At 52.1% G+C, this 13,220-nt stretch carries 13 protein-coding genes; 4 read left to right on the forward strand and 9 right to left on the reverse strand.

The window, feature by feature from the left end:
• Nucleotides 1-79: 79 nt before the first annotated feature.
• From NNO02_RS14455 to manX, 4 genes are read right to left on the reverse strand one after another with little or no spacing between them, the layout of a single operon-like run.
• Nucleotides 80-538, reverse strand: a complete 459-nt coding sequence (locus NNO02_RS14455) for a DUF986 family protein (protein ID WP_271455104.1) — start codon at nt 536-538, stop codon at nt 80-82.
• Nucleotides 539-598: 60 nt separating this feature from the next.
• Nucleotides 599-1,450: a PTS mannose transporter subunit IID gene (locus NNO02_RS14460; RefSeq protein ID WP_006684184.1), complete on the reverse strand. Its 852-nt coding sequence runs from the start codon at nt 1,448-1,450 to the stop codon at nt 599-601.
• Between the two features lie 12 nt (nt 1,451-1,462).
• Nucleotides 1,463-2,263 carry a PTS mannose/fructose/sorbose transporter subunit IIC gene (locus NNO02_RS14465; protein WP_005122174.1) on the reverse strand — a complete coding sequence of 267 codons (801 nt, stop codon included), beginning with the start codon at nt 2,261-2,263 and terminating at the stop codon, nt 1,463-1,465.
• A 58-nt stretch (nt 2,264-2,321) separates the two neighbouring features.
• Nucleotides 2,322-3,284 (reverse strand): PTS mannose transporter subunit IIAB, encoded by a 963-nt coding sequence (gene manX / locus NNO02_RS14470; RefSeq protein WP_005122176.1) that lies wholly within the window; start codon nt 3,282-3,284, stop codon nt 2,322-2,324.
• A gap of 315 nt (nt 3,285-3,599) precedes the next feature.
• Here manX and NNO02_RS23860 point away from each other — a divergent pair, with 315 nt between their 5' ends.
• Nucleotides 3,600-3,758: a protein YoaL gene (locus NNO02_RS23860; RefSeq protein WP_416348261.1), complete on the forward strand. Its 159-nt coding sequence runs from the start codon at nt 3,600-3,602 to the stop codon at nt 3,756-3,758.
• Nucleotides 3,746-5,305 carry a CNNM family cation transport protein YoaE gene (gene yoaE / locus NNO02_RS14475; protein ID WP_048211405.1) on the forward strand — a complete coding sequence of 520 codons (1,560 nt, stop codon included), beginning with the start codon at nt 3,746-3,748 and terminating at the stop codon, nt 5,303-5,305. The genes NNO02_RS23860 and yoaE overlap by 13 nt, the downstream gene beginning before the upstream one ends.
• Nucleotides 5,306-5,311: 6 nt before the next feature.
• Here the strand turns inward: yoaE and NNO02_RS14480 are convergent, their stop codons facing one another.
• From NNO02_RS14480 to pabB, 4 genes are all read right to left on the reverse strand, one after another.
• Nucleotides 5,312-6,913, reverse strand: a complete 1,602-nt coding sequence (locus tag NNO02_RS14480; protein ID WP_271441526.1) for an EAL domain-containing protein — start codon at nt 6,911-6,913, stop codon at nt 5,312-5,314.
• Between the two features lie 130 nt (nt 6,914-7,043).
• A complete protein-coding gene (sdaA, locus tag NNO02_RS14485) occupies nt 7,044-8,408 on the reverse strand; it encodes an L-serine ammonia-lyase (protein ID WP_271441525.1) in 1,365 nt (454 codons plus the stop codon).
• 183 nt (nt 8,409-8,591) lie between these two features.
• Nucleotides 8,592-9,170, reverse strand: coding sequence for a CoA pyrophosphatase (locus NNO02_RS14490; RefSeq protein WP_137381634.1), 579 nt, complete (start codon nt 9,168-9,170; stop codon nt 8,592-8,594).
• Between the two features lie 3 nt (nt 9,171-9,173).
• Nucleotides 9,174-10,535 (reverse strand): aminodeoxychorismate synthase component 1, encoded by a 1,362-nt coding sequence (gene pabB / locus NNO02_RS14495; protein WP_271455105.1) that lies wholly within the window; start codon nt 10,533-10,535, stop codon nt 9,174-9,176.
• Between the two features lie 83 nt (nt 10,536-10,618).
• On the opposite strand from pabB, the gene NNO02_RS14500 reads away from it, so the two are divergent.
• Entirely contained in the window at nt 10,619-10,798 is a 180-nt protein-coding gene (locus NNO02_RS14500) for a YoaH family protein (RefSeq protein ID WP_003020986.1), read from the forward strand.
• Between the two features lie 6 nt (nt 10,799-10,804).
• On the opposite strand, the gene NNO02_RS14505 is transcribed toward NNO02_RS14500, so the two are convergent.
• The gene (locus NNO02_RS14505; RefSeq protein ID WP_271455106.1) at nt 10,805-11,149 is read right to left on the reverse strand and encodes a RidA family protein; all 345 of its coding nucleotides are present in this window, start codon (nt 11,147-11,149) and stop codon (nt 10,805-10,807) included.
• 141 nt (nt 11,150-11,290) lie between these two features.
• Here NNO02_RS14505 and NNO02_RS14510 point away from each other — a divergent pair, with 141 nt between their 5' ends.
• On the forward strand, nt 11,291-13,201 hold the full coding sequence (locus tag NNO02_RS14510; protein ID WP_202038440.1) for an ATP-dependent DNA helicase: 1,911 nt from the start codon (nt 11,291-11,293) through the stop codon (nt 13,199-13,201).
• The last annotated feature ends 19 nt before the right edge of the window (nt 13,202-13,220 follow it).

The raw sequence follows: 13,220 nt of genomic DNA on the forward strand, positions 1-13,220 counted from the left end.
GTGGGAGGGGGGATATAGCCTTAGCTATGTTTGTTTTTCACTGAGATATAAAAAACATAGTTCAGGCTATATTTGTAAGTTATTGGTTCGAAATGAGAAGTTTATATATCTTCTCCAGGTCGTCTATATTTCGTACGCGGATAAGCAATCGTCTCTGCTCTAATTGCATCACCAGTACACCATCTTCTGATAAATTCATCTCTTTAATCCGGTTATATTCAATCCAGACATTGGCGAAGAAAAAACCTTTTGGTTTGAAAATAATTTTGGGCGTACGGATCCAGAACAGATACAACCCCATTAACACCAGTGCACATAATAACCATGTGGTGAATTGTGCGCCGTGGCTGGTGATGTTGTTGTAGATCAGAATAACAATCAAGCCTATGAAGATAACGCTGTCGACTCGACTGCGTGGAAGCAGGGCAACAGTAAGTAGAGTGGGGCCATTACGGCGGGGCATGATGAACTGATCGTAAATGGCATACGCCAGCAGCGATAAGATAAAAAGAACCAGCACCAGGTCCGTGATAGTCATGAATCCTCAACCCTCTAAATAGAAAAACCGGGGGCAAGCCCCCGGTGATTTACAACAGTCTTACAGGCCGAGCAGGCCGACAGCGTAGCCCGCAATACCGATGATGAAGAAACCAACGATGATCCACAGCGGGTTTACTTTCTTACGCAGAAGCCACATACAGGCGAAGGTCAGCAGCAGAGGAACCAGGCCCGGCATCAGCTGGTCAAGGATTGTCTGCACGGTGGTCACACGCGTCTGGCCATCCTGACCGGTGATAGTGGAAACCACCAGTGGGATATTCACATGTGTCCACTTGTTAACCAAGGCCCCCATAACAAACAGACCGAGGATTGACGCCCCCTCAGTCAATTTCTGCAGGAAGCCGCCGCCCATATCTTTAACGATATCTACGCCTTTACGATAGCCGTATGCCACGCCGTAGTAACGGGTTGCCAGACGTACCAGGTTGAACAGGATAAAGAACAGCAGTGGCCCAAGCAGGCTACCGCTCATTGCGATGCCCGCGCCGAGTGCGGCGAATACCGGACGCACTGTACCCCAGAAAATCGGGTCACCTACGCCTGCCAGTGGCCCCATCAGACCAACTTTGATACCGTTGATAGCACCATCATCAATCTCTGCGCCATTCGCACGCTGTTCTTCCATTGCCAGTGTAACGCCCAAAACCGGTGCCGCTACATAAGGATGGGTGTTAAAGAATTCCAGGTGACGCTTAATAGCCTGCTTACGTGCGTCGTTGTTTTCCGGGTACAAGCGGCGGATAGCCGGTACCATGGAGAAACAGAAGCCCAGCGCCTGCATACGTTCGAAGTTCCATGAACCCTGAAACAGGTTAGAACGAATGAACACGCCACGAATGTCACTCGGAGTGAGTTTTTTCTCGGTGGTAGTTTTAGTCATATCAACCATTTCGCTCACCTGCTAGTCCAGTTCGTTATCAAGATCGTTGTTACCCGCCGCCTGTACTGGCGCACCGGCTACGCGGTTATATTTCGGGCTCAGCTGAATGTAGAGGATGGCCATTACGGCACCAATCACACCCAGAGCAACCAGGTTGAAGTTAGTAAATGCCGCGGTGACGAAGCCAAGGTAGAAGAACGGCATCAGGTAGCCTGCGCGCATCATGTTGATGACCATCGCATAACCCACTACGACGATCATGCCACCTGCAATATTCAGGCCGCCGGTAACGACTTCCGGAATCGCGTTCAGCATGCTCTGAACTTCACTGGTACCGACAGAAATCGCTACGATTACCGCCGGGATAGCGATACGCATAGCCTGCAGGAACAGGGAGGAAACGTGCAGCCAGGAGAGCGCCGTCAGGTTGCCGTTTTCGGCCGCCTTATCCGCCGCGTGCTGGAAGGCTACGGTGATGGTACGAACGATAATGGTCAGAACCTGGCCTGCAGCTGCCAGCGGGATGGCCAGCGCGATACCTGCACCGATACTTTGGTGACCCGCAATAACCAGAACGGTAGAGATAATGGAAGCCAGTGCGGCATCAGGTGCAACCGCAGCACCGATGTTCATCCAGCCCAGAGCGATCATTTCCAGGGTACCACCGATGATAATACCGGTTTTCATATCCCCGAGAACGGCACCAATCAGCGTACAGGCCACCAATGGACGGTGGAACTGAAATTCATCGAGTACCGACTCCATACCCGCGATACATGCGACGATGAACACCAGCACAATCTGAAGAGTGGTAATCTCCATTGTACTTCTCCTATTGCTATACAGACTTAAGTGTGAAAACTAAGTAAATGCCAGGTGGTTATTTCGCCTTGGCAATCAAATCCATCATTTTCAGTTTCTGATCGGTAGAAACCTTACGGGCTTCGAGCTCAATACCGCGTTCGTTGAGTTTCTTGAAGGCTTCGATGTCTTTTTCATCCACCGAAATCGCGTTGTTTACCTGCGTTTTACCCTGGCGGAATGCCATGCCGCCAATGTTAACAGAGGTAATTTTTACGCCACCTTCGACGATGCGTTCTACATCGGTAGGGTTGGTGAACAGCAGCATTACACGCTCACCAGCGTATTTCGGGTTGTTATAGACGCGGATCATTTTCGCGACATCAACCACGTGTGCTGTAACACCTGGCGGTGCGACCTGAGTCAGCAACGTCTTACGCACGGTATCAGCAGCGACTTCATCGCTGACGACAATAATGCGCGTTACGTTTGTTTCTTTGGTCCAGCGGGTTGCCACCTGACCGTGGATTAAACGGTCATCAATACGCGCGAGGCCGATCTGCATATAGTCGTTCGGGCCCATCGGTTTCGCGGGTGCCGCTGCTTTAGGTGCTGCGACGGGGGCAGGTGCGGCTTTTTCAACAGGTTTTGCTTTCAGCGCTTTTACGCCTTCGCTACCCGTTTCAACCGCCAGTGCGACTAATTCATCGAAGCTGGGGTTGTCGTCACGCGCCATGAAGGTTTCTACCAGCATGGGAATGTTAACGCCTGCGATAACTTCGTAATGCTCTTTATCGACGACAATGCGGCTCGCAGCGTTAAACGGGCTGCCTCCCCATGTGTCAACGAGAAACAGCACGCCTTTACTGGTATCCAGTTTTGCTAACTGAGCGTTATACTTTTCAATCAGCGTTTCGGCATTTTCGCCTGGAACGAAATCGATCCAGCCGACGTTTTCCTGCTCGCCTAACAACATCTCTGCTGTTTTAAGTAACTGCTCTGCAGCCCAACCATGTGTGCCTATTACAATAGCAATGGTCACTTGCTACCTCCTTTATTATCGTTAACACATCAACGTGAAGATGCATTTTGAATCGCTCGTCCGCAATCGAATCGATTCAGATAAGGGTTACAAAGAAAAACCTATGATTTTCGTGAATTATTTTAGATATCGAAAAAAATATTTTATGTGATGAAGATCCGTAATTTAACTTCCGATCATAAGAAATTTCGAAGGGTGAAATATCTCCGAAACAACTTATTGCAAAGGAAGGTAAATCTTTGCTAAAAACCAGTTGTCTCTGTTATGTTTAGCATCTGTTTAATTACTCAGGAGTATAGGGCAGTAGCCCACCATATGGATCGTCACCGACGTCATTTCACCTTTAGGCTGTATCAAGCCTGTCAGTTTGGCACTTTTTGCCACAAACTTTATCTGCATATTGCTTTAACGCCTGAGATGTTCAGGGCGCAGTTTGATCATTCCTTAAGCAGGAGCTTGTCATGGAACTCTTAATGGACCCGCAGATTTGGGTGGGTTTGCTCACGCTTGTTGTTCTCGAAATTGTTCTGGGTATCGATAACCTGGTCTTCATTGCAATTCTTGCCGATAAGCTGCCACCGAAACAGCGAGATAAAGCGCGTCTCATTGGTTTATCACTGGCGCTGATTATGCGTCTGGGCCTGCTGTCTGTTATTTCGTGGATGGTGACGCTGACAAAACCGCTGTTTACGGTCATGGACTACGCGTTTTCCGGGCGAGATTTGATTATGCTGCTGGGGGGTATCTTCCTCTTGTTCAAGGCTACGACAGAGCTGCATGAGCGGCTGGAAAACCGTGAACATGATACCGGGCAGTCAAAAGGCTATGCGAGTTTCTGGGTCGTGGTGACGCAGATTGTTATCCTGGATGCGGTGTTCTCACTGGATGCGGTCATTACTGCTGTCGGTATGGTCAACCATCTGCCGGTGATGATGGCGGCGGTGGTTATTGCGATGGCGGTGATGCTGCTGGCGTCGAAGCCGCTGACGCGATTTGTAAACCAACATCCGACGGTTGTGGTGCTGTGTCTGAGCTTCCTGCTGATGATCGGTTTGAGCCTGGTTGCCGAAGGGTTTGGCTTCCATATTCCGAAAGGCTATCTGTACGCGGCGATTGGCTTCTCAATTATTATCGAACTGTTTAACCAGATTGCCCGTCGTAACTTTATTCGCCACCAGTCGACACTGCCGCTGCGTGCGCGTACTGCGGATGCAATCTTGCGTCTGATGGGGGGGAAACGTCAGGCCAGCGTGCAGATGGAATCCGACAATCCGGTGCCCGTTCCGGTCCCGGAAGGCGCGTTTGTGGAAGAAGAACGCTATATGATCAACGGTGTTCTCTCGCTGGCATCCCGTTCATTACGCGGCATCATGACACCTCGTGGTGAAATTAGTTGGGTCGACGCCGATCTGAGCGTAGCGGAAATTCGCGAACAGTTGCTTTCTTCTCCACACAGCCTGTTCCCGGTGTGTCGTGGCGAGCTTGATGAAATTATCGGTATCGTGCGTGCTAAAGAGCTGCTGGTGGCGCTGGAAGATGGTGTGGATGTTGCAGCGATTGCGTCTGCCTCGCCGGCAATTGTCGTCCCGGAAACGCTGGACCCGATTAATCTGTTAGGCGTGCTACGTCGTGCCCGCGGTAGCTTTGTCATCGTTACTAACGAATTTGGTGTGGTGCAGGGGCTGGTAACACCGCTGGACGTATTAGAAGCGATCGCTGGTGAGTTCCCGGATGCTGATGAAACCCCTGAAATCATTGCTGACGCCGGTGGCTGGTTGGTGAAAGGGGGAACCGATCTGCACGCGCTGCAACAGGCGCTGGATGTGGATACGCTGGTGGATGAGGACGAAGACATCGCCACCGTAGCTGGGCTGGTGATTGCGGCTAACGGTCACATCCCGCGTGTAGGCGATGTTATTGAGGTCGCACCGCTGAGCATTACGATTGTCGAAGCCAATGACTATCGTGTGGATTTAGTTCGCATTGTTAAAGAACAACCCGCTCACGACGAAGACGAGTAAGCGGGGTTAGCGAAACGGCATAATGGGCATGATATGGCGCCCGTTATGTCTGGCGGGTGGTGGTGTACTGCCCGCCAGCCATTTGGGAAAATCACGAAGCGGCATCGGTTTCGCATACAAAAAACCCTGCAAGATATGTACGCCATGACGGCGTAAATGCTGCGCCTGTGCCTGCGTTTCTACGCCTTCAGCCACCAGTTCGATATTCAGCCTTTTTCCCAGCGCGATAATGATGTCTGTGACGGTTGAATTCACGGCGTCGGTTCCGATCGCCGAAGTAAATGATTTATCAATTTTCAGCACATCCGGGCGCAATTTTTCCAGCCAGGAGAGCGAACTGTTTCCGGTACCAAAATCGTCAATCGCCAGCTTAACGCCGAGGCGATTCAACTCGCGCACGATCCGATAATCCACATCCAGTAAGGCATCGCGTTCGGTCAATTCAATAACCAGTTGCTGGATGGGATGCTGGCTGAACCAGTACTGATTGAGGTCTTTTAACAGCGTACCGTGGCGGAAATGGCTGGCGGCAACATTGATACCGATATGAAACTGACTACTCATCGGAAAAACGTGTCGTTGCTGAATGGTTTCTGCGATGACATGACGGGTAAGGGGGACGATCAGGTTGTGCTCTTCGGCGATAGGAATAAACACTTCCGGCGAAATCCAGCCTTGGCGCGGGTTGTTCCAGCGTAACAGAATTTCTACACCCATACATTGCTGGGTCTGCGCGTTCAGCAGTGGCTGACAAAACAACTCGAACTCGTGCGCCGCGAGAGCCAGATTAATCTCCCAGGAAAAACTCATCCTGCTGGCGGTTGCCAGCCAGGCAAGATATCCCACCAACAGGCTCAGGATCACTGCCAGCGGTAGTTGTGTCGGCAGATGTTTGATCGCCAATTCACTGGCACCTGGGCCGGTGACGCTGATCGTGAAGGGGAAATGTTGCGATGAAAGCTGATAACGTTTTTCATCGTTCAGTGCAGGCAAGGTCTCGACAACACCTTGTCCGTAGAGCAGGTGGCGGTTACCGACGGTTAAACTGGCGTTGGTGATTTGCGGTGGTTGGGGTTCCAGCAACATGGTCGACAATAAATCAATATTGACGATTTCCACCACCCCATTTTCGCCATCCGCGGAGGCCGGATACCACTGCGTCAGAATAGGACTACCTTTAATCAGCGAATGGTCGGTGGACAACAGCAGTTGTGCCTCCCGGCTTGGTAATTCAGGTTGAATTTGGCGGATAGGCACATTGCGATAGCCAAAGATACTGGAGCAATAAAGAATCCCCCCCTGAATCAGACTGATGGAGCGCACTGTTTGTAGTCTGGCAGCATGCTTGCTCAAGGGTAAACGCGCCACAGAACAGGGAAGACCAATCAACGGGAGCAGCATATCGCGCCCGGCCTGCAGTGGGAGCAGCACATCATCCAGTGCTTCAACGGCATGATTAGCAAAAGTGACGGTGTAACGGTGATTTATATTACGCTCCGAAATAAATCGGACCGTTAATGTGAGAATGAGCGTCAGTAGTGCACATATTGTGCAGACGATTAAGCGATTACGGCGATAGTTTTGAATGATCCGTTGTGCTGTTTGCATGCGGGCCGCCCGATAAGCCGTTGGTCCCAGAAGCCAACAGCAACAGAGCAAGTGTAGTGGGGAAAATTACAGTAGACGAGCGAGAAGGGGTAAATTCGCCCATCCGTCGCAGATGGGCGAAAATTAAGTATTAGTCACACTGGACTTTGATTGCCAGGCCACCGCGTGATGTTTCGCGGTATTTGGCATTCATATCTTTGCCTGTTTCGTACATTGTTTCGATGACTTTATCCAGCGAGACGCGCGGTGCGCTGGTACGACGCATTGCCATACGTGCGGCGTTGATCGCCTTCACGGACGCAATAGCGTTACGTTCGATGCACGGAACCTGCACTTGTCCGGCAACCGGGTCGCAGGTTAAGCCCAGGTTGTGCTCCATACCAATCTCGGCAGCCACACAAACTTGTTCCGGACTCGCGCCCAGTAGCTCAGCCAGACCAGCAGCAGCCATGGAACATGCCACACCGACTTCACCCTGACAGCCTACTTCGGCGCCAGAGATAGAGGCATTCATCTTGTACAACGCACCAATTGCCCCCGCCGCCAGGAAATAACGGGTGTAGATATCCGGGCTGACAGATTCAATAAAGTGATCGTAGTAAGCCAGAACGGCAGGCACGATCCCGCAGGCACCGTTAGTGGGTGCTGTTACTACGCGGCCACCCGCAGCGTTTTCTTCGTTAACGGCCAGCGCAAACATGTTCACCCAGTCGATCACGTTCATCGGATCGTTGGAGAGCTTGTCGCTGGAGACCAACATACGACGCAGGGCGGAGGCACGACGAGGAACGCGCAGCGGTCCAGGCAGAACGCCTTCGGTGTTCATCCCACGATCGATACAGGCCTGCATGGTTTGCCAGACGTTGCCGAAGTAATCTTCAATCTCTTTCTTGCTGTGCAGTGCGAGTTCGTTCTGCATCACCATGCCAGAGAGAGACAGACCGGTGCTGTTGCAGTATTCCAGCATTTCGGTCGCGGATTTGAACGGATAAGGTACGCTGACCTCATTCGCTGCATCCTGGCCAAAATGTTCTTCATCAACGATGAACCCACCGCCAATGGAATAGTACGTTTTGCTGTAAATGACGGTTTCGCCGTTGTACGCATGGATCTGCATTCCGTTTTCATGCAACGGCAAATTGCCGTTGTGAAAACGCATGCCGTCATTCTGTGGGAAATCCACTTCGTGTTGACCCTGCGCAAGCAGCAGGCGTCCACGTGCTTCTACATCGCGGATAAATCCGGGGATGCTGTCAATGTCAACGGTAGCAGGCTCATTGCCCGCCAGACCCATAATAATGGCGATATCGGTGTGGTGACCTTTACCCGTGAGCGACAGTGAACCATACACGTCGACGGCAACACGGGTAACGCTGTCCAGTAATCCTTTTTCGACCAGGTCATCGACGAACTGTTTACCCGCCTTCATAGGCCCTACGGTATGGGAAGATGAGGGACCAATCCCCACCTTAAACATGTCGAATAGACTAATCACGATAATACTCCTACAGGGCGACTGGGCTTTCCAGTAACGATGTTATAACTGCGCATAGTGTAAGAGGGAACGCGGCGATCGGCTTAACTATTCACATGAATTAAACTAATAGATAACCGCGGTTTTACTAATGTTGTGACTTGAGTTTCAAGTTGTCTATGGCGTGCGTAAAGATAAGTATAGTCAGGGCTTCACGCCAATTTGCAGCGCCAGCTCACGAATTATTCCGGCGGTCATTCCCCAGACGAAATAGTGTTCATACCAGGAAAGCCACACACGATGTGAATCGCCACGACGGTAGATATCGAGGGGATGGTAACGACCTAAATGCAGGGCTTGCGCCAACGGCATTTCAAACACCGCTGAAACCTCATCTTCACTGGCTCGATACGGTAAATTGGGAGGGATGATGCCCACCACCGGTGTGACCTGGAACCCGGTCACACTATCAACCGGCGGTAGTACGCCAATGACCTCAACGGATGAAGGCGGAATTGCCACTTCTTCCTGGGCTTCACGCAGTGCGGCGGCAATCAGCGAAGCATCGCTGCTGTCCACCGCGCCCCCAGGAAAGGCGACCTGCCCGGCATGTTTTCGCAAATGAACGGAGCGCTGGGTCAATAGCAACCCCGGCTGTGGGCGACGGACGATAGGGATCAGTACGGCGGCCTGGCGTTGGTTTAGCGCATCATGATTTACCTGCGGGCGCAGGAGTTGAAAACGTGATAAAAAATCATCAAGCGTCAGGCTGCTGTTTTCCACGTGTCAGTTCTCCAGTTGATGCAAAATACGATTCACTTTATCAAATGTTTCCTGATATTCCGCGTCTTCCTGACTGTCCGCTACAATGCCGCCGCCAGCTGAACAGTACAACTGCCCGCCGGTCGCTGTCAGGGTGCGAATGGTGATACTGGTATCCATATTGCCGCAAAAGCTCAGATAACCGATGCTGCCGCACCAGGCGTTACGACGTTGTGGCTCCAGCTCATCAATAATTTCCATTGCCCGCACTTTTGGTGCGCCTGTAATGGAGCCACCAGGGAAGGCTGCACGTAATAGATCGGTCGCGTGCAGCGTCTGTGGCAAACGTGCGGTGATGGTACTGACCAGATGATGTACGGCCGGGAAGGGTTCAACCACAAACAGTTCCGGAACCTTAACCGAGCCTGGAACGGCGACGCGTCCGATATCGTTACGCATCAAATCGACGATCATCAGGTTTTCCGCCCGATCCTTTGGCGAATTTGCCAGCTTGTCGGCTTGCTGGCGATCGGCATCAGGATCGTCCAGTCTGGGTAGCGTGCCTTTGATGGGACGCGTCTGGATATGCTGATTTTCCAGTTGGATAAAGCGCTCCGGCGACAGGCTGAGGATCGCCCCGTCTTCCAGGCGTATAAACGCACTGAATGGCGCGCGGTTGGCGCGATTGAGCTGCACAAACGCTTGCCATTCATCGCCCTGATACTGTGCCTGAAAACGTTGGGCCAGGTTGACCTGATAGCAGTCGCCGCTGTGCAGATAGTGCTGCACCTGACGAAACTTTTCGCCGTATTGCTCACGGCTCATATTCGAGCGCCATGCCGACGTTAATGTAAATGGCTCACGTACAGGCGGCAGTTGATCTTCGAGCCACGCCAGACGGGCATGCACATCGCTATGGCTAAGCAGTGATACAGTCTGTCGCTGGTGATCGACAATCAACGCCCAGTCATAGATACCGACGGCCATATCCGGCAGGGCGATATCGCATTCGGCGATATTCGGCAGCGATTCAAAGCGGCGGCCCAGATCGTAGCCAAACAGACCCAGTGCGCCGCCCTGGAACGGTAAGTCGGGATGATATTCAGGCTGAATAGCCAGGGCGGTTAGCGTTGAATGTAATACTGTCATCGGGTCATCAGGCGTGCGCAAAATGCCTTGCCTGTCCTTGACCACAGTCTCCTGAGCACGCGTGACCAGCGTCGCTAAGGGGTCGGCGACCAGAATATCAAAACGGTTATGCGGATGATCGGCATGACCTGAATGTAACAGCATCGCCCACGGATGCTGGCTTAAGGTCGAAAAATAGCGTTCAGCGGCGTCCTGACACCAGGGTAATGTGATTACTGCGAGAGATAACGTCTTCATCAGTCCTGACTCGTTGCTACTCTACTGGCTAACTGCCCGGTAGCATGAAATAATTAGCGCAGACAATTTAGCAGGAGTTAACAATGTTTGCAGGTTTACCTTCACTCAGTCATGAGCAGCAGCAAAAAGCGGTAGAGCGTATTCAGGAACTGATGTCGCAGGGGATGAGCAGCGGACAAGCGATTGCTCTGGTTGCTGAAGAGCTACGCGCCAGCCATACCGGTGAACGGATCGTGGCGCGTTTTGAAGATGAAGACGAGTAACGCTGCTTAAACCGCAGCGATAATCTTGATCTCGACTTTGTATTTCGGGTTCATCAACCCGGCCTGTACCGTACAACGTACCGGCGCGTGACCGGCAACGACCCACGCATCCCAGGCTCTATTCATTGCGGCAAAATCACTTTTGTCTGCCAAAAAAAGGGTGGCATCAAGGATTCGTGACTTGTTGCTACCCTGTTTTTCCAGCACTGCATCAATTTGTGCCAGCGTATTTGCAGTTTGTTCAAAGGCATCTGCATCCAGGTTCTCCGGTACGCCGGTGTAGTACAACGTGTTGTTATGGATAACCACGTCAGACCAACGTGCTTCGGCATCAATGCGCACAATCGTCATAAATCATTCCTTATTTACATTTTTCTTCATGGGCTTCAGATTGCGCCAAGACTGCCATAATGTTGCGCCCGCGTCACCTCTTCAACTGGCGAAAGACCCGCCGGCCTGACATAATCCCTGTTCAAATGAACAGGGGGCAGTGTGACGGACGATTTTGCAGCAGACGGTCAATTGGCTAAAGCGATACCGGGTTTTAAACCGCGTGAACCACAGCGACAGATGGCGATTGCTGTCAGTCATGCCATTGAAAAATCACAACCGCTTGTTGTAGAAGCCGGCACTGGCACAGGTAAAACATACGCTTATCTCGCCCCGGCGCTTCGCGCTGGAAAGAAAGTGATCGTGTCGACGGGATCGAAAGCGTTGCAGGATCAGCTCTACAGTCGCGATCTTCCCACCGTTGCCAAAGCACTGAAATTCACCGGTAAGCTGGCGTTGCTAAAAGGGCGCTCCAACTACCTGTGTCTGGAACGCCTCGAACAGCAGGCGCTGGCGGGGGGTGATCTGCCGGTACAAACGTTAAGCGATGTCATACTGCTGCGCTCATGGTCAAATCAAACGCTTGATGGGGATATCAGCACCTGTGTCAGCGTGGCGGAAGATTCACAGGCCTGGCCACTGGTGACCAGCACTAACGATAACTGCCTGGGTAGCGACTGCCCGCTGTATAAAGAGTGCTTCGTCGTCAAAGCCCGTAAAAAAGCAATGGATGCAGATGTGGTGGTGGTCAACCACCATCTGTTTCTCGCCGATATGGTGGTGAAAGAGAGTGGATTTGGTGAATTAATCCCCGAGGCAGATGTGATGATCTTCGATGAAGCCCATCAGCTACCGGATATCGCCAGCCAGTACTTTGGTCAATCACTTTCCAGCCGACAACTACTCGACCTGGCGAAAGATATTACGATTGCGTATCGCACAGAATTGAAAGACACACAACAGCTACAAAAATGCGCTGATCGTCTGGCGCAAAGCGCGCAGGACTTTCGCTTACAGCTCGGCGAGCCCGGCTATCGCGGAAACCTACGAGAGCTGTTGGCTGACCAACGTGTGCAACGGGCGTTTCTACTTCTTGATGACACCCTGGAGCTGTGCTACGACGTGGCGAAATTGTCCCTCGGGCGCTCTGCGCTGCTGGATGCCGCGTTTGAGCGCGCCACGCTGTACCGTGCCCGATTAAAACGCCTGAAAGAGATCAATCAGCCAGGATTCAGTTACTGGTATGAATGTACGTCCCGGCATTTTACGCTCGCATTGACGCCGCTTACTGTGGCCGACAAATTCAAAGAAGTGATGGAACAAAAGCCGGGGTGCTGGATATTCACCTCCGCGACATTGTCGGTAAACGACGATCTTCACCATTTTACGGCGCGGTTAGGCATTGATGAAGCCGAGTCGATGCTGCTGCCGAGCCCCTTTGATTACACGCGTCAGGCACTGCTGTGCGTACCACGCAATCTGCCGCAAACCAACCAGCCTGGCGCGGCGCGTCAACTGGCTGCTATGTTGCGCCCTATTATTGAAGCGAACAACGGGCGCTGCTTTATGCTGTGTACCTCGCATGCAATGATGCGCGATCTGGCAGAGCAATTCCGTGCCACCATGACGCTTCCCGTACTTTTACAAGGCGAAACCAGTAAAGGGCAACTGCTGCAACAGTTTGTCAGCGCAGGGAATGCCTTGCTGGTTGCCACCAGTAGTTTCTGGGAAGGGGTAGACGTGCGTGGCGATACGCTGTCGCTGGTGATTATCGATAAATTGCCGTTTACCTCTCCGGACGATCCGCTGTTAAAAGCGCGGATGGAAGACTGCCGCCTGCGCGGTGGCGATCCTTTCGAAGAGGTTCAGCTCCCGGATGCGGTTATCACGCTGAAACAGGGGGTAGGGCGACTGATCCGTGATGCTGACGATCGCGGTGTGCTGGTGATTTGTGATAACCGCCTGGTGATGCGACCTTATGGCGCGACCTTCCTGGCAAGCCTTCCGCCTGCGCCACGCACGCGTGATATTGCGCGTGCTGTTCGCTTTCTTGCGATACCATCGGCTGAGTAATTTGTTACGGAGTGTGGTA

The sequence above is a fragment of the Citrobacter sp. Awk 2 genome, assembly GCF_028069815.1.
Lineage (GTDB): Bacteria > Pseudomonadota > Gammaproteobacteria > Enterobacterales > Enterobacteriaceae > Citrobacter.